Here is a 16,957-nt window from a genome sequence, read left to right as displayed (position 1 = left end):
TGGTTTAAAAGTTAACGTAAGTCACACTTTAACGCATAAAAATGACAGTTCAAGCTTGAAAACCCTTTCCTGAAACCTGCCATTATGAATCTTTAATTTCATTAAAAATCATACAGTTAATCTCTTCATGAAAATATAAATACGTGAATAGGTTTTCAATGATTGCCAAGTGCTGAAAATCCTTGAAAATAACTGAAAATTCAGCGCACATTGAAAACGATTTCAATGTGCGCTGTTCATGAAAAGCAAAGACCAAGGCTGTTCGGTTGATTTCTGCGGGTCAACCATGGGCTTTGAACTGGTTGCTCATGGAGTCATAGTGATAGCCTATCTGCAATAAGCGGGTAGCTAGCTGATCTTCAGTCATGTCGTAGTAGGCCAACAACTCTTCCAGCCCGTCACACTCCAGCCGCAGCTTTTCATTGATGATCCCGAGCAGGATATTGGCATCCAGTCGTTGCAAGGTGCTGACGTCCATCTCATCTCTCCTCTGTGCAAGACATACTGTATAACCATGGGCGTCCCCTCCTGCTTTGTCCATAGGCTAAAAAACACCCACCGCCAACATCAAATAAATAATCTTTACAATCAACACCATAGAATCAACCACTGCCAATTCGATCACATTTTAGAGCACAAATGGCTTGTCACTGGCACCAACAGCGACTACTGTATACAAATACAGCATGGTTATTCATACAGGACAAACATATGAGCCAGCCCATGAGTCAGCACCCCATCACCACCTCAGCCGGTATGAGCAATCCCTGGCCCACCCGGCATCAAGGCAACATGGACGATGAGCGTTATAGCGCAACGATTGCCCATGAAGCCCCGCTGCTTGATGAGCTGGTGAGACTGAGTCATGGCGATACAGGCTGGATCCTGTTGATTGCCCCCCCCGGTCTGCCGGTAGCCAAGCAGCTGCAGGCACAGGGGATAAATCCCGCCAGAGTATTGGTGGTGCATAGCCCCAAGATCAAAAACTGGCAGCGTACGCTGGAACAGAGTCTGGGCAACGGCCGCTGCGCCGCCGTGCTCACCTGGCTGCCGGAGCAGGTCATGCTGGATCGCGCCAAGTTGAGCAAGTTGGGACAACGCTGCGGGGTTCTGACCCGCTTCTTCGAGCCGGCCGCATCCTCTCCTGTCCACAGTGGTTCACTGGTCTATGGCGGGCAGGATGTCTATCTCAACCACTGACAGGTGCCAAGAGTGCGAGGAGACGCCTTGCAGGATTGGCTGCTGAGTTGAACGGGTTTTTCGGTGAGCGCTGAACAGCCCAGCAATCACTGAGTGACAAGAGCCCTGCAGCCATCAGACAACAGCGGCAAGTGCCTGCCGACAGACGGAAGTGGAAGCCGGCATTGAAAACAAGGCGCAGAGCCCCTCGCACCGAGCACCGAGCACAGTTGGCAGTTGGCAGTTGGCAGTTGGCAGTTGGCAGTTGGCAGTTGGCACTCATGCGACTGCACGCAGGCCAAAAGAGAAGGCGACCCTGAGGTCGCCTTCGTTCTGTCTGCTATGGCTGGCTGCAGCGGTATAACGGTGGTATTGATAACAGTCACGCGCCATGTCCGCTCACGTTGAGCCTCGAGACAAGTCTCCAGACCGTGAGTGAGCAGCCATCAAACAGCTTTCGCTCACGCCAGTTTGCCATCGAGCTCGGCAATCTTGGCAGACCAGTAAGCCGGGCCTGTCTCATGGATATTGTTGCCCTGGGAATCAACCGCCACGGTCACCGGCATGTCTTCCACCTCGAACTCATAGATGGCTTCCATACCCAGGTCGGCAAAGGCCACTACCCGCGCCTTCTTGATGGCCTTGGCCACCAGATAGGCGGCGCCGCCGACGGCCATCAGATAGACAGCCTGGTGCTGCTTGATGCTCTCGACCGTCTTGGGGCCTCGCTCGGATTTGCCGATCATGCCGATGAGGCCGGTTTCTCCCAGCATCATGTCGGTGAACTTGTCCATCCGGGTGGAGGTGGTCGGGCCGGCCGGGCCGACCACTTCATCACGCACGGCATCGACCGGGCCAACGTAATAGATGAAGCGGTTGGTGAAGTCGACCCCTTCCGGCAGCCCCTCGCCTTTTTTCAGCATGTCGGCAATGCGTTTGTGAGCGGCATCGCGACCAGTCAGGATCTTGCCGGAGAGCAGCACGGTATCCCCGCTCTTCCAGCTGGCAAGCTCTGCCTTGGTGATGCCGTCGACATTGACACGGCGTACGTTGCCGCCAGCCGAGCGGGTGATCTCCGGCCAATCTTCCAGCTTCGGCGGAGTCAGCTCGGCCGGGCCGGAGCCATCCAGTTCGAAGTGCACGTGACGGGTCGCCGCGCAGTTGGGGATCATCACCACCGGCTTGGAGGCGGCGTGGGTCGGCGCAGATTTCACCTTCACATCCAGCACGGTAGTGAGACCGCCGAGCCCCTGGGCACCGATCCCCAGCTTGTTGACCTTGTCGTAGAGCTCGACCCGCAGCTTCTCTTCGGTGGTCTCCGGACCACGGGCGATCAGCTCCTGGATGTCGATGTGCTCCATCAAGGCCTCTTTGGCCAGTACGGCCGCCTTCTCGGCGGTACCACCGATACCGATCCCCAGCATGCCAGGTGGACACCAGCCGGCCCCCATGGTCGGCACGGTTTTGAGCACCCACTCCACCACGTCGTCGGAGGGGTTGAGCATCACCATCTTGGACTTGTTCTCGGAGCCGCCGCCCTTGGCCGCGATGCTCACCCCTACCTTGTCACCCGGGATCATGTCGATGTGCACCACGGCCGGGGCATTGTCCTTGGTGTTCTTGCGGCTGCCGGCAGGGTCGGCCAGCACGGAGGCGCGCAACGGGTTGTCCGGATTGGTGTAGGCACGGCGGGTGCCCTCGTCCACCATCTCCTGCACCGTCATGTCGCTGTCCCACTGCACCTGCATGCCGATCTTGACGAAGCAGGTGACGATGCCGGTATCCTGGCACAGGGGGCGATGCCCTTCGGCGGACATGCGAGAGTTGATCAGGATCTGGGCCAGTGCGTCCTTGGCGGCCGGGTTGATCTCGCGGTCATAGGCAGCCTTGGCGGCCTGCACGAAATCGAGGGGGTGGTAGTAGGAGATGTACTGCAGGGCGTCGGCAATGGAATCGATAAAATCCTGTTTTTTAATGATGCTCATATCATCCTCACTGGTCCTTGTCTCCGTCTCGATGCAGAGCAAGGGCTTCCATATGAGCCGTGCTTCGGTGGGGTGGTGCCAGGCGGCTTGCCTGTCGGCCCGATAAGACAACGGCGTGTTTTTTCTAAAAATTCCGGCGGCTATGATACGCTTGCCACCCCCGTACCGGCTAGGGAGCAGGCTGTAAACTGTTGCCTGTGTAACAAAAAATGAAACCAACGCTGCATATCCACCATTTTGATCACCAGACGGCGCTCCATGCCCTGTTCGCACGCCTTCATCATCTGCCCTGGGCCATGTTGCTGGAATCCGCCGGCCCGCTGGGAGCAGACAACCGCTTTGACATCATCACCGCCGATCCGCTGGCCACTTTGCAGACCGAGGGGACGCTGACCCGCATCGCGCAGGGAGATCAGCACGAATCCCGTGAAGATGATCCGTTGACGCTGCTGGCCCAACGCCAACACGCCCTGCTGGGAGAGGTCATCAGTCAAGCGACTCCCCTGCCTTTCATCGGCGGTGCACTCGGCCTGTTTGGCTATGATCTGGGCCGCCGTTTCGAGCGTCTGCCGAGCCTGGCCGCCCGTGACGTGACCATCCCGGACATGGCGGTCGGCATCTATGACTGGGCCCTGCTGCGGGACGTGGCAACGGGCCAGTGGCAGCTGGTGCACTGGGGCGATGAGGCCGGCCTTGCCCGCCGCCTGCAGTGGCTCAAGACGCAGCAGGCAACCGCCACTGAGCCCTTTGCCTTGCAGGGACGATGGCAGAGCAACATGAGCCGCGCGCAATACGGTGACAAGTTTGCCAAGGTCCAGGCCTATCTGGCCGCCGGGGACTGCTATCAGATCAACCTGACCCAGCGCTTCAGCGCGCCCTATCGGGGCGACGAGTGGCAGGCCTATCAGGCGCTGTCACAGGCCAACCGTGCCCCCTTCTCGGCCTTCCTGCATTTGCCGCAGGGCGCCATATTGAGCCTCTCCCCCGAGCGTTTCCTGTTGCTCGACCAGCGCCATATCGAGACCAAGCCCATCAAGGGCACCCGCCCGCGACTGGCCGACCCGGAGCAAGATCAAGCCAGCGCCCTGGAGCTGGCTGGCGCCGACAAGGACAGATCGGAGAATCTGATGATCGTGGATCTGCTGCGCAACGACATCGGCCGGGTGAGTCGACCCGGCTCGGTCAGCGTACCCAGCCTGTTTGCGGTAGAGTCCTTTCCGGCGGTGCATCACCTGGTGTCCACCATCCACGGCGAACTGGATGCGCAGTGGCAGGCAGTGGATCTCCTGCGCGCCTGTTTCCCCGGCGGATCCATCACCGGCGCCCCCAAGATCCGGGCCATGGAGATCATCGAGGAGTTGGAGCCCCAACGGCGCAATGCCTACTGCGGCAGCATCGGCTATCTGAGCCAGCATGGCCGGATGGATACCAGCATCTGCATCCGCACCCTGATCGCCGCACAGGGCCAGCTCCACTGCTGGGCCGGTGGCGGCGTCATTGCCGACTCCGAGGTGGACGACGAATATCAGGAAACCTATGACAAGGTGGCCCGCATTCTGCCGCTGCTGGGCACACTGCGTTGAAAACCTGACAAAATGGATCACAGCAACTGGAGCGAAGAAGAATCGAGATGGACCGTGCCGAACTGCTGACCCGCTTTTTATTGCAACGCCCTGCCCCCGCCCACCGGTTGACGGTGGCCGGGCTCAAGCCCGCGGCCGTGCTGCTGCCGCTGGTCGAGCGGGCCGACGGTCTGCAACTGCTGCTGACCCGGCGCAGCCCGCACCTGCGCCACCACGCAGGGCAGATAAGCTTCCCCGGTGGCAGGCAGGATCCGGACGACCGGGACTTGATCCACACGGCGCTGCGGGAAACCCAGGAAGAGCTCGGCATCGTCCCTGCCCAGATAGAGGTGCTGGGCACCCTCACGCCCCTCAACACCGTCTCCCAATACGACGTGCTGCCGGTGCTGGGGCTGGTCACGGCCGACTATCAGCTCACCCTGAGCCGGGACGAGGTCGACCAGGCTTTTGAGGTGCCGCTCAACCACCTGCTGGATCCACGCCACCACATCGCGCTCACCATCCCCAGAGCCGATCACCTGCACACCATCTACTGGATCCCCTGGCAGCACCACTTCATCTGGGGCGCCACCGCCAGCATGATCCGCCAACTCTCTCGGCAACTTGCCATATAACATTTTGCCTACAAAAGATTGTGCAACATTCGCGCATTAACATTAAACTAACGTGGGTTTTTATAAAAAATAATTGATTAATTCTTCTTTCGATCACATTTCCACAAAAGAATGCGGGTTTGAGCCCTATAAAGGTGAATTTGATCAACATTTTTGATTAAAAAAACCGTATCCTTGCGCCGATTCAATAAAAACCACAATTCGGGGTGAGACACATGTCTAATACTGTCACCGGCGCACAGGACGTTGCGACCTCACAGGAGCAAGGAACCCGCTCCATCCAATCGCGTGGTTGGACCAAGCAAGACACCAGCTGGGTGATCAGCCTGTTCGGCACCGCCGTCGGCGCCGGCATTCTGTTTTTGCCCATCAACGCCGGCATGGGTGGCTTCTGGCCACTGGTGGTGATGGCGCTGCTGGTTGGCCCCATGACCTACCTGGCCCACCGCGGCCTCGCCCGCTTCGTACTCTCCTCCAGCAGACCCGATGCCGACATCACGGAAGTGGTGGAAGAGCACTTCGGCGTGGGTGCCGGAAAATTAATCACCCTGCTCTACTTCTTCGCCATCTACCCCATCGTGCTGATCTACGGGGTGGGCATCACCAACACGGTTGAGAGCTTCATGGTCAACCAGTTGCAGATGACGCCCCCCCCGCGCTGGATCCTCTCCATCGTGCTGATCATGGGCATGATGTCGGTGATGCTGGCCGGTGAAAAACTGATGCTGAAGGTGACCGAGTTCCTGGTCTACCCGCTCATCGCCATCCTGGTGGGGATCTCCTTCTACCTGATCCCGGACTGGACCGGCGCGGCCCTCTCCCAGATGCCGTCCGGCAAGGACTTTGCCATCACCCTGTGGCTGACCATTCCGGTGCTGGTGTTTTCCTTCAACCACAGCCCGGCCATCTCCAGCTTCTCGCTGGCCCAGCGCCGCGATCACGGCGAGCATGCGGTCGAGAAGTCTGACGCCATCCTCAAGCGTACCGCCACCATCCTGCTCGGTTTCGTGATGTTCTTCGTCTTCTCCTGCGTGATGAGCCTGACCCCGGCGCAACTGGCAGAAGCCAAGTCCCAGAACATCGCCGTGCTCTCCTACCTGGCCAACCAGCACGCGAGCCCCATCATCTCCTACTTCGGCCCGCTGGTGGCGTTCGTGGCCATCGTCTCCTCCTTCTTCGGCCACTACCTGGGTGCCCGCGAAGGCCTGAAAGGGATGATCGTCCAGAACCTGCGCAAGTCCGGCAAGGAGCCGAACCACAAGAAGGTCGAGATGTTCATCATCGCCTTCTTCATCCTGACCCTGTGGGGCACCGCGGTGATCAACCCCTCCATCCTCGGCATGATCGAGTCGATGGGCGGCCCCATCATCGCCACCATCCTGTTCATCATGCCGATGTACGCCATCAAGCGCGTACCGGCCATGGCGAAGTATCAGGGCCATATCAGCAACGTCTTCGTGGCTGTGATGGGGATGACGGCCATCTCCGCCATCCTCTACCAACTGCTCGGCTGACACTCGGCCATACCAGCAACAATGCCAGCCGGGTAACCGGCTGGCATTTTTTATGGTGCCAACAGCAGCGGATGATGGCTCTCCAGCAGGCGAGCATGCACAGGCATGTTGGCCGACGCGCCACTCGCAAACACCGGCCCAGCTCCCCATCCCGACTATTCCCCCCTTTTCTCTCGTCATCCCCCCTCGAACGGCAACCGACAATGGCTGGCCTAAAGTGCGGGTAGCCTTATACAAACCGATGCCAGACAGCCTGCCTGACCATGCGTTCATCCGGGCTCTTGATGTGCCTGCGGTATCCACTTCAGCCTGCTCCCCTCAGCCTCTGTAGATGCGGGCTGGACCAGCCCCCAGACTGCCAGACAATAAAAAACGCCCTCGAATGAGGGCGTTTTCAGTGCGGTGAAGGCGCTGCTATCAGGCTTCGCTGTTGGGCACCGGCGAGGCATCCAACAGGGTTTCATCTTCGGCCATGCAGGCCGCGGCGGTGAACAGCACGTCGGTGGAGCTGTTGAGGGCCGTCTCTGCGGAGTCTTGCAGTACCCCGATGATGAAGCCCACGGCCACCACCTGCATGGCGATGTCGTTGCTGATGCCAAACAGGCTGCACGCCAGCGGGATCAGCAGCAGGGAGCCGCCGGCCACGCCGGACGCGCCACAGGCACTGATGGTCGCGACCACGGAGAGCAGAATGGCGGTGGCCAGATCCACTTCCATCCCCAGGGTGTGTACCGCCGCCATGGAGAGCACGGTGATGGTGATGGCGGCACCGGCCATGTTGATGGTGGCCCCCAGCGGGATGGAGACCGCATAGGTGTCTTCCGGCAGGCGCAGCTTCTCGGCCAGCGCCATGTTGACCGGGATGTTGGCGGCGGAGCTGCGGGTAAAGAAGGCGGTCACGCCGCTCTCTTTCAGGCAGGTCAGCACCAGCGGATAGGGGTTGCGCTTGATCTTCCAGAATACGATCAGCGGGTTGACCACGAAGGCGATGAACAGCATGCAGCCGATCAGCACCACCAGCAGCTGGGCATAGCCAAACAGGGCGTCAAAACCGGTCTCGGCCAGGGTGGAGGCAACCAGGCCCAGAATACCGAGCGGCGCGCAGCGGATCACCGCTTTCACGATGGTGGAGACCCCGTGGGACAGGTCGGTGATCACCGCCTTGGTCCCCTCGCTGGCGTGGCGCATGGCGATGCCAAGGCCGATGGCCCAGGCCAGAATGCCGATGTAGTTGGCATCCAGCAGCGCCTTGACCGGGTTGGTCACCACGTTGAACAGCAGGGTCTGCAGTACCTCGGTGATGCCGCCCGGTGGGGTGATCTCGGCACTGTTGGCCACCAGATGCAGGTTGGAGGGAAACAGGAAGCTGGCCACGACGGCGACCGCAGCAGCCAGGAAGGTACCCAGCAGATAGAGCAGCAGGATCGGTTTCATGTTGGTCTTCTGGCCCTGCTTGTGGCCGATGATCGCCGCCATGACCAGTACAAAGACCAGCAGCGGGGCGACCGCCTTCAGGGCGCCGACGAACAGGCTGCCGAGCAGACCTGCCGTTTTGGCCCATTCCGGCATGAACATGGCGAGGAGGATACCGAAGACCAGACCGACCAGGATCTGGCTAACCAGGCTGGTACTGTTGACCAGTCTTACGAGGGGGTGTTGTTGTGTCATCAAATAGTCCCTGAGCACCGAAGTGCGTGAATCATTAGTCCTGTTGGCAACCGCTACGCCAGGCGACACCCATGTCACGGCTGGCGTCATCTGCCCCGGCAAGCTTTCTGTTGAGCCTGTCCGGTAACACACGGGATTGCGGACAAGGAATATCCCATCTGCAACCGCTTTTTTCCATATAATCACTGAAAAATATCCGGTTTACCTCACAAAAAAACCACAACAATGCGATAACACAATATCAACAGCATTCAAATGGATGCCGTTTTCCCTCGCTTGGCCATCCAGACACTCCCTGGCAGTGGTATCATGACGGTTTTTGCGCTGGAGTCCTGCCATGATCTCATCCCTGTTGACCCGTCACTTCGGCTTCGATCGGTTAAGACCGGGACAGGAGGCGGTGATCAGCCGATTACTGGCCGGCCAAAGTGCCGCCGCCATCTTTCCCACCGGCTCCGGCAAGTCCCTCTGTTATCAGTTGCCGGCGCTAGCCCTGCCCCATCTGACCCTGGTGATCTCGCCGCTGATCGCGCTGATGCACGATCAGCTCGCTTTTTTGCGCAGCAAGGGGATCGCCGCCGCCACCCTCGACTCGAGCCTGACCCCGGAGGAGAGCCGCCGGGTGATGCAGCAGGCCAGCGATGGCCAGCTCAAGATCCTGATGATTTCGGTTGAGCGGCTCAAAAACGAACGCTTTCGCCGTTTCATCCAGCAGGTACCGCTGTCGATGCTGGTGGTGGACGAGGCGCACTGCATCTCGGAGTGGGGTCACAACTTTCGACCCGACTACCTCAAGCTGCCGGATTACCGCCGTGAATTGCAGATCCCGCAGGTGTTGCTGCTGACGGCCACCGCCACCCCGGCAGTCATGGCCGACATGCAGGCCAAATTCGAGATCGAGGATGAGGGACTCATCGTCACCGGCTTTTATCGCGCCAACCTGGACTTGGCCGTGGTGCCGCTGCCTGACGAGGCTCGCGATGGTTGGCTGCATGCCGAGCTGGCTCGTGACCCCGCCGCACCGACCATCATCTATGTCACCCTGCAGCACACCGCAGAGCAGTGCGCCGCCCGCTTGCAACAAGCCGGCATCAGAGCGCGCGCCTATCACGCCGGGCTCGATGCCACCCTGCGCAGCCAGATCCAGTACGACTTCATGGCCGGCAAGCTGGACTGCATCGTGGCGACCATCGCCTTCGGCATGGGGATCGACAAGGCCGACATTCGCCGGGTGATCCATTACGATCTGCCCAAATCCATCGAAAACTATAGTCAGGAGATAGGCCGCGCCGGCCGGGATGGTCTGCCTTCCCGCTGCATGGTACTGGCCAATCGCAGCCAGTTGCCGGTGCTGGAAAACTTCGTCTATGGCGACACCCCGGACAGAACGGCCATCGTCACCTTGCTCGAGATCCTGCAACAAAGCGGCAGCGAGTGGGAATTTGGCTTGCTGCGCCTCTCCAACGACACCAATATCCGCCAGCTGCCGCTGAAAACCCTGCTGGTCTACCTGGAGATGGCAGGCATCATAGCGCCGGCCTACAGCTATTTTGCCGAGTACCGCTTCAAGTTCGTGCTGGACAAGGCCGACATCCTGGCCCGTTTCAATCCGGCGCGACGCCAGTTTCTGGAGCAAGTGTTCGCCAGTGCCCCGCAGGCGCGCAGCTGGTGCACCATGGACTTCGAGGCGCTCTGGCAGGGTTATCAGGGGGAGCGGTCGCGGGCCGCTGCCGCGCTGGATTATCTGCAGCAGCAAGGCTGGATCGAGCTGGAGAGCAAGCAGATGACCGAGGTCTATCGGGTGCTGCAACAAGATCTGGACATAGCACCGCTGGCCGATCAGCTGCACGCACTGTTTGAAAAGAAAGAACAAAGCGAGCTGGCGCGTCTGCAGGCATTGCTGGGTTTCTTTACCTCCAGCAGTTGTCTGAGCCATGAGCTGGCCCGCTACTTTGCCGATCAGGCCGCGCCCACCCATTGCGGGCACTGCTCGGTCTGTCGGGGAGAGGTGGCGCAGCTTACCTCCTTACCCAGCCGGACACTCCCCAATGAACAGGGGCTCAGAGCCTGGTGCGATCCGCTGGTAGCCCTGTGTCACAGTCGGGATCCCCGCATCCTGACGCGTTTCCTGTGTGGCATCACCACCCCGCTCACCACCCGGCTCAAGGCCAGAAGCCTGGCTGGATTCGGCCAGCTGGCGTCCCACCCCTTTGCCGATGTGCTGGCGGCCGTATCCAACATTTATACCGCTCGCCAACAGGGATAAACGGCTTAAACATCGGGTAGAGCCCAAAAAATAAGACCCTCGCATCTGCGAGGGTCAAGCCAACGGAAACGTGCTTAAACAGAGCTTTGCATCAGCAACCAGCCACTCTCTTGCTAAAGCGCTGACTGCCTGACACAGGGCCAATCTAGAGCAGTCGCAATGTAGCGTCAATGTAAAAATTAGAGCTAAAACACCAAACAAAACACTTTCCGTGCACGTAAACGTAACACCATTTCGTCTCGTCTACGCCCTGCCCCTTGCCCCGTCTGTGCTGCAGCCAGTCTCCCAAATAAACGCGATGTCATTTCCATTTTCTGACAAACATTTATTTTTTATGTCTTTGACATTTACCTCACTATCGTGGCAAAAATAATTTAACAGTCAGTAACATAGGTGTGTCACTGATTGCGCCTTCCCGCATTGGGTCGGGAAGTACCCTTGCAAATTTAAACCAATAGTTGGTGATGGATTACTGGGGGCTGTTGACTAGGCTTAATGAGGTAAACAGAACAAAAGTAGTGATCCACTCTTTTCAGGGTAAGCGACTATAACGAGGGCAAAGTTATGGGCATCTTCGAGCATTATCAACAGCGATATGAGAAAGCCAGGGAAGAGGAATACACCATCCAGGAATTTCTGGATATGTGTAAGCAGGACAAATCCTGCTACGCCTCCGCCGCCGAGCGTTTGCTGGTCGCCATCGGCGAACCGGAAATGATCGACACCTCGGTCAACCCCAGACTCAGTCGCCTTTTCTCCAACCGCGTCGTGGCACGCTATCCCGCCTTCAAAGATTTCTACGGCATGGAAGAGGCCATCGAACAGATTGTCTCCTATCTCAAGCACTCGGCTCAGGGCCTGGAAGAGAAGAAGCAGATCCTCTATCTGCTGGGGCCGGTTGGCGGTGGTAAATCCTCGCTGGCAGAGAAACTCAAATCCCTGATGCAAAAAGTGCCTGTCTATCGCATCAAGGGGTCACCGGTCAACGACCACCCCTTCTGCCTGTTCGACATCGAAGAAGATGGCGAAATTCTGGAGAAGGAGTACGGCATCCCGCGCCGTTATCTGCGCCCCATCATGTCCCCCTGGGTCGCCAAACGACTGCACGAGTTTGGTGGCGACATCACCAAGTTCAAGGTGGAGAAGGTCAATCCCTCCATCCTCGACCAGATCGCCATCGCCAAGACCGAACCGGGTGATGACAACAACCAGGACATCTCCTCGCTGGTCGGCAAGGTGGATATCCGCATGCTGGAGCACTTTGCCCAGGATGATGCCGACGCTTACTCCTACTCGGGCGCGCTGTGCAAGGCGAACCAGGGGATCATGGAGTTCGTCGAGATGTTCAAGGCGCCCATCAAGGTGCTGCACCCGCTGCTGACCGCCACTCAGGAAGGCAACTACAACGGGACCGAGGGGCTCTCCGCCCTGCCCTTCGACGGCATCCTGCTGGCCCACTCCAACGAATCCGAATGGCAGCAGTTCCGCAACAACAAGAACAACGAGGCTTTCCTCGACCGGGTCTATATCGTCAAGGTGCCTTACTGCCTGCGCGTGTCGGAAGAGGTGAAGATCTACGAGAAGCTGCTGGTCAACAGCGAGCTGACCGATGCCAAGTGCGCCCCCGGCACCCTCGAACTGCTGGGCCAGTTCTCCGTGCTGTCACGCCTCAAGGAGCCGGAAAACTCGAGCCTCTACTCCAAGATGCGGGTCTATGATGGCGAGAGCCTCAAAGACACGGATCCCAAGGCGAAAAGCTATCAGGAGTATCGCGACTACGCCGGGGTGGACGAAGGGATGAATGGCCTGTCGACCCGCTTCGCGTTCAAGATCCTCTCCCGCGTCTTCAACTTCGACCACGCGGAAGTGGCAGCCAACCCAGTGCACCTCTTCTATGTGCTGGAGCAGCAGATCGAGCGCGAGCAGTTCCCGCAAGAGCTGCATGATCGCTACCTTGAGTTCATCAAGGGCTATCTGACCCCGCGCTATGTGGAGTTCATCGGCAAAGAGATCCAGACCGCCTACCTCGAGTCCTACTCCGAGTACGGTCAGAACATCTTCGACCGCTACGTCACCTACGCCGATTTCTGGATCCAGGATCAGGAGTACCGTGACCCCGAGACCGGCCAGCTGTTTGACCGCGCATCGCTCAACAGCGAGCTGGAGAAGATTGAGAAACCCGCCGGGATCAGCAACCCGAAAGATTTCCGCAACGAAATCGTCAACTTCGTGCTGCGTGCCCGGGCCAACAATGCAGGCCGTAACCCCAACTGGACCAGTTACGAGAAGCTGCGCACCGTGATCGAGAAGAAGATGTTCTCCAACACGGAAGAGCTGCTGCCGGTTATCTCCTTCAACAGCAAAACCTCAGCCGAGGAGCAGAAGAAGCACGATAACTTTGTCGAACGGATGATGGAGAAAGGCTACACCCGCAAACAGGTGCGACTGCTCTCCGAATGGTATCTCAGGGTACGCAAGTCATCCTGACCCTGACTGTTCAAGGGGGAGTTATGGCGCATTTTATCGACCGCAGGCTCAACGGCAAAAACAAAAGCGCTGTCAATCGGCAGCGCTTCATCCGCCGCTACAAGAAGCAGATCAAACAAGCGGTCTCTGATGCTGTCTCCAAGCGCAGCATTCAGGACGTAGACACGGGTGAGAGCATCAGCATCCCGACCAAGGATATCGGCGAGCCCCATTTCCATCAGGGGCAAGGCGGCAAACGGGAGATGGTGCATCCCGGCAATGACCAGTTCGTCTCCGGTGACAAGATTGACCGCCCCAAGGGAGGAGGTGGCGGTCAGGGCTCTGGCGAAGGGCAGGCCTCCAACCAGGGAGAAGGAGCGGACGACTTCGTCTTCCAGATCTCCAAGGATGAGTATCTCGATCTGCTGTTTGAAGATCTCGAGCTGCCACGGCTGCAGAAAACCCAGCTCAACCAGCTGATGGAAGTCAAAACCTACCGGGCGGGCTACACCTCCAACGGGGTGCCTGCCAACATCAACGTGGTGCGTTCACTGCAAAATTCGCTGGCCCGTCGGATGGCGCTGCAGGCCGGCAAGAAGCGCCAGCTGCATGAGCTGGAAGATAGGCTGGCCCTGCTGGCGGCAGATCCCAACGAACATTTTGCCGAAATAGCCCAACTCGAAAAGGAGATCAGGGAGCTGAAAAGACGGATCGACGCGGTCCCTTTCATCGACACCTTCGATCTCAAGTTCAACAACTTCGTCAAGCGACCCGTCCCCTCCAGCCAGGCGGTGATGTTCTGCCTGATGGACGTGTCGGGCTCCATGGATCAGGCCACCAAGGAGATGGCCAAGCGCTTCTACATCCTGCTCTATCTGTTCCTGAGCCGGACCTACAAAAACGTCGAAGTGGTCTATATCCGCCACCATACCCAGGCCAAGGAGGTGGACGAACATGAGTTCTTTTACTCCCAGGAAACCGGCGGCACCATCGTCTCCAGCGCCCTCAAGATGATGAACGACATCATCAACGAGCGTTATCCTGCCCATCAGTGGAATATCTATGCAGCGCAAGCCTCGGATGGCGACAACTGGGCCGACGACTCGCCACAATGCCGGGAGATCCTAGCGCGGGACATCATGCCGCGAGTACGGTACTACTCCTATATCGAGATCACTACCCGTGCCCACCAGACGTTGTGGCACGAATATGAATCGGTCGCCAGCGAGTTCCCCCACTTCGCGATGGAGCACATTCGCAAGGTAGAGGATATCTATCCGGTATTCCGGGAGCTGTTCAAGAAGCAAGCGGCGTGAGGGAGGTCATATGGTAGAAACCGCAAGAAAAGTCGCACCGCTGGACGATGGCCCGGACTGGAACTTCGACCTGCTGGACATTTACCATCAGGAGATAGCCCGGGTTGCCAAATTCTATCGACTGGATACCTACCCCAACCAGATCGAGGTGATCACGGCAGAGCAGATGATGGATGCCTACTCCAGCGTCGGCATGCCCATCGGTTATCAGCACTGGTCATTCGGCAAGCGCTTCATTCACACCGAGCGCAACTACAAACGTGGCCAGATGGGGCTGGCCTACGAGATCGTCATCAACTCGGATCCCTGCATCGCCTATCTGATGGAGGAGAACACCATGCCGATGCAGGCACTGGTGATGGCCCACGCCTGCTACGGCCACAACTCCTTCTTCAAGAACAACTATCTGTTCAAGACCTGGACCGATGCCTCCTCCATCATCGACTATCTGCTGTTCGCCAAGAACTACATCACCGAGTGTGAAGAGAAACACGGCATCGATGCGGTGGAGAAGCTGCTCGACTCCTGCCATGCCTTGATGAACTTCGGGGTGGATCGCTACAAGCGGCCGCAGAAGATCTCGCTGGCCGAAGAGAAGCGCCGCCAGAAGGCACGGGAAGATTATCTGCAGACTCAGGTCAACGAGCTGTGGCGAACCCTGCCCAAACAGCACAAGGCCTCCGGGGTGGAAGACAGACGCTACCCGGCTGAACCACAGGAGAACATTCTCTATTTCATCGAAAAGAATGCTCCTCTGCTGGAACCCTGGCAGCGCGAAATAGTGCGTATCGTGCGCAAGATCAGCCAGTACTTCTATCCGCAAAAGCAGACCCAGGTGATGAACGAAGGGTGGGCCACCTTCTGGCACTACACCATCCTCAATCACCTTTATGACGAGGGCAAGATCAGCGATCGCTTCATGATTGAGGTGCTGCACAGCCACACCAACGTGGTCTACCAGCCCCCCTACAACAGCCGCTACTACTCGGGGATCAACCCCTACGCCCTCGGCTTTGCCATGTTTACCGACCTGCGCCGTATCTGCGAGAACCCGACCGAGGAGGACAGATACTGGTTCCCCGATTACGCCGGCAGCAACTGGGTCGATACCCTGCATTTCGCCATGCAGAACTTCAAGGATGAGAGCTTCATCAGCCAGTTCCTCAGCCCCAAGGTGATGCGCGACATGAAGCTGTTTGCCATCGATGACGACGATCTGAAGAACTACCTCAAGGTCTCCGCCATCCACAATGACGAGGGCTACCGCCAGGTGCGCAATACCCTGTCGGCCCAATACAACCTGAGCAACCTGGAGCCCAACATCCAGGTATTCAATGTGGCAGTGAAGGGCGATCGCTCGTTGACGCTGCGCTACGTGCCGCACAACCGGATCCCGCTGGGAGACTCCCGTCACGAGGTGCTCAAGCATCTGCATCAGTTGTGGGGGTTCGATGTGGTGCTGGAGCAGGACAATGGTGAACTGCCTGCCGATATCATCGGGCGTTGCCCGGAGAAAAAACCGGCTTGAGCAAGCAGCCATCCACCATAAAAAAACGCGCCATTTGGCGCGTTTTTCTTGCATCAGAATACCATCAGTTGTCGCACAGATTGCTCGGCATGTCCTGACGCAGACGGGTCCACAACTTGCCTGACTCGATGCCGTACTGACGTACCGTCATGAACACGGCCTCGTGATTCTTGGTCTCGGCCAGATTCAGCAAGGTCTTGTAATAGGCATCGGCTGCTTCACGGGCCTGCTTGTCGGAGAAGTAGTAACGGCCAACCCGGCTGTACAGCCCCTTGAAGCCGTTGAGGATCAGGGCATAAATCGGGTTGCCTGAGGCAAAGGAGAGCTGGTGGTGCAGGCGATAATCAAACTCGGCATAGGCTTCCGGGGAGTTCTCTACCGTGTCGGCACCGCGCAGGATCTCGGCGGCTTGCTCCGGATTGTTGCGGATCGCGCCACGAATGAAGATGGTGCAGATGTTGGTGCGCGCCGACAGCAGCTGGGCCACCAGATCCGGCACCTTGTCCTGATCCAGCCTGGCCAGGGTCTCCAGAATGTTGAGTCCAGAGGTTTCCCAGAAATTGTTCACCTTGGTCGGTTTGCCATGCTGAATGGTGAGCCAGCCATCACGGGCCAGACGCTGCAGCACTTCACGCAAGGTGGTTCGAGTCACGCCAATCAGCTCGGACAGCTCACGCTCGGCCGGCAAGATGGATCCTGGAGGAAAGCGATTGTTCCAGATGGACTCGATGATATATTCCTCGGCAAACCCTGCAGGGCTCTGCGCTTTTATGACCATGTAGTGACTCTGTTGTAGTACGTAAAAAGGCTCACGAATAATAGCAAAGCAGGGAGGGCT

The 16,957-nt window shown here is 58.2% G+C and carries 12 protein-coding genes; 8 read left to right on the top strand and 4 right to left on the bottom strand.

Features of this window, described 5'->3' with window-relative positions:
• Window positions 1–280: 280 nt before the first annotated feature.
• Window positions 281–478 carry a DUF4250 domain-containing protein gene (locus tag E5E96_RS17545; RefSeq protein ID WP_171282714.1) on the bottom strand — a complete coding sequence of 66 codons (198 nt, stop codon included), beginning with the start codon at window positions 476–478 and terminating at the stop codon, window positions 281–283.
• Between the two features lie 233 nt (window positions 479–711).
• Between E5E96_RS17545 and E5E96_RS17540 the strand changes: the two genes are divergently transcribed.
• Window positions 712–1,200 (top strand): cell division inhibitor, encoded by a 489-nt coding sequence (locus E5E96_RS17540; protein ID WP_016350573.1) that lies wholly within the window; start codon window positions 712–714, stop codon window positions 1,198–1,200.
• 440 nt (window positions 1,201–1,640) lie between these two features.
• Here E5E96_RS17540 and E5E96_RS17535 read toward each other — a convergent pair whose 3' ends face one another.
• A complete protein-coding gene (locus tag E5E96_RS17535) occupies window positions 1,641–3,164 on the bottom strand; it encodes a fumarate hydratase (protein WP_171282713.1) in 1,524 nt (507 codons plus the stop codon).
• A gap of 296 nt (window positions 3,165–3,460) precedes the next feature.
• Here E5E96_RS17535 and pabB point away from each other — a divergent pair, with 296 nt between their 5' ends.
• The 3 genes from pabB (at window position 3,461) to E5E96_RS17520 (ending at window position 6,875) form a co-directional block, all read left to right on the top strand.
• Window positions 3,461–4,747, top strand: coding sequence for an aminodeoxychorismate synthase component I (pabB, locus tag E5E96_RS17530; protein WP_253264716.1), 1,287 nt, complete (start codon window positions 3,461–3,463; stop codon window positions 4,745–4,747).
• Between the two features lie 47 nt (window positions 4,748–4,794).
• Entirely contained in the window at window positions 4,795–5,361 is a 567-nt protein-coding gene (locus E5E96_RS17525; RefSeq protein WP_016350570.1) for a CoA pyrophosphatase, read from the top strand.
• A gap of 215 nt (window positions 5,362–5,576) precedes the next feature.
• Window positions 5,577–6,875 carry an HAAAP family serine/threonine permease gene (locus tag E5E96_RS17520; RefSeq protein WP_171282711.1) on the top strand — a complete coding sequence of 433 codons (1,299 nt, stop codon included), beginning with the start codon at window positions 5,577–5,579 and terminating at the stop codon, window positions 6,873–6,875.
• Window positions 6,876–7,292: 417 nt separating this feature from the next.
• Here E5E96_RS17520 and sstT read toward each other — a convergent pair whose 3' ends face one another.
• Window positions 7,293–8,543: a serine/threonine transporter SstT gene (gene sstT / locus E5E96_RS17515; protein WP_016350568.1), complete on the bottom strand. Its 1,251-nt coding sequence runs from the start codon at window positions 8,541–8,543 to the stop codon at window positions 7,293–7,295.
• A gap of 337 nt (window positions 8,544–8,880) precedes the next feature.
• On the opposite strand from sstT, the gene E5E96_RS17510 reads away from it, so the two are divergent.
• The 4 genes from E5E96_RS17510 to E5E96_RS17495 all read left to right on the top strand — a co-directional run bounded on the left by E5E96_RS17510 (window position 8,881) and on the right by E5E96_RS17495 (window position 16,119).
• Window positions 8,881–10,809: an ATP-dependent DNA helicase RecQ gene (locus tag E5E96_RS17510; RefSeq protein WP_171282710.1), complete on the top strand. Its 1,929-nt coding sequence runs from the start codon at window positions 8,881–8,883 to the stop codon at window positions 10,807–10,809.
• Between the two features lie 564 nt (window positions 10,810–11,373).
• Window positions 11,374–13,296: a PrkA family serine protein kinase gene (locus E5E96_RS17505; protein WP_011706273.1), complete on the top strand. Its 1,923-nt coding sequence runs from the start codon at window positions 11,374–11,376 to the stop codon at window positions 13,294–13,296.
• Window positions 13,297–13,319: 23 nt separating this feature from the next.
• Entirely contained in the window at window positions 13,320–14,591 is a 1,272-nt protein-coding gene (locus tag E5E96_RS17500; protein WP_016350566.1) for a YeaH/YhbH family protein, read from the top strand.
• A gap of 10 nt (window positions 14,592–14,601) precedes the next feature.
• Complete coding sequence (locus E5E96_RS17495; RefSeq protein WP_011706275.1) at window positions 14,602–16,119, top strand: SpoVR family protein; 1,518 nt, start codon at window positions 14,602–14,604, stop codon at window positions 16,117–16,119.
• Window positions 16,120–16,183: 64 nt separating this feature from the next.
• Here the strand turns inward: E5E96_RS17495 and fadR are convergent, their stop codons facing one another.
• The gene (fadR, locus tag E5E96_RS17490; protein ID WP_139749801.1) at window positions 16,184–16,897 is read right to left on the bottom strand and encodes a fatty acid metabolism transcriptional regulator FadR; all 714 of its coding nucleotides are present in this window, start codon (window positions 16,895–16,897) and stop codon (window positions 16,184–16,186) included.
• Window positions 16,898–16,957 lie beyond the last annotated feature (60 nt).

Origin of the sequence: Aeromonas sp. 1805, from assembly GCF_013085525.1 — a bacterium.
GTDB lineage: Bacteria > Pseudomonadota > Gammaproteobacteria > Enterobacterales > Aeromonadaceae > Aeromonas > Aeromonas hydrophila.
This window is presented reverse-complemented; position numbering and strand designations above follow the sequence as displayed.

What these genes read in the sequence shown, in the direction of transcription:
- pabB (WP_253264716.1), top strand. Translation starts at nt 3,461, where the DNA reads ATGTTGCTGGAATCCGCCGGCCCGCTGGGAGCAGACAACCGCTTTGAC.
- fadR (WP_139749801.1), bottom strand. Translation starts at nt 16,897, where the DNA reads ATGGTCATAAAAGCGCAGAGCCCTGCAGGGTTTGCCGAGGAATATATC.
- E5E96_RS17540 (WP_016350573.1), top strand. Translation starts at nt 712, where the DNA reads ATGAGCCAGCCCATGAGTCAGCACCCCATCACCACCTCAGCCGGTATG.
- E5E96_RS17510 (WP_171282710.1), top strand. Translation starts at nt 8,881, where the DNA reads ATGATCTCATCCCTGTTGACCCGTCACTTCGGCTTCGATCGGTTAAGA.
- E5E96_RS17500 (WP_016350566.1), top strand. Translation starts at nt 13,320, where the DNA reads ATGGCGCATTTTATCGACCGCAGGCTCAACGGCAAAAACAAAAGCGCT.
- E5E96_RS17505 (WP_011706273.1), top strand. Translation starts at nt 11,374, where the DNA reads ATGGGCATCTTCGAGCATTATCAACAGCGATATGAGAAAGCCAGGGAA.
- E5E96_RS17535 (WP_171282713.1), bottom strand. Translation starts at nt 3,164, where the DNA reads ATGAGCATCATTAAAAAACAGGATTTTATCGATTCCATTGCCGACGCC.
- E5E96_RS17545 (WP_171282714.1), bottom strand. Translation starts at nt 478, where the DNA reads ATGGACGTCAGCACCTTGCAACGACTGGATGCCAATATCCTGCTCGGG.
- E5E96_RS17520 (WP_171282711.1), top strand. Translation starts at nt 5,577, where the DNA reads ATGTCTAATACTGTCACCGGCGCACAGGACGTTGCGACCTCACAGGAG.
- E5E96_RS17525 (WP_016350570.1), top strand. Translation starts at nt 4,795, where the DNA reads ATGGACCGTGCCGAACTGCTGACCCGCTTTTTATTGCAACGCCCTGCC.
- sstT (WP_016350568.1), bottom strand. Translation starts at nt 8,543, where the DNA reads ATGACACAACAACACCCCCTCGTAAGACTGGTCAACAGTACCAGCCTG.
- E5E96_RS17495 (WP_011706275.1), top strand. Translation starts at nt 14,602, where the DNA reads ATGGTAGAAACCGCAAGAAAAGTCGCACCGCTGGACGATGGCCCGGAC.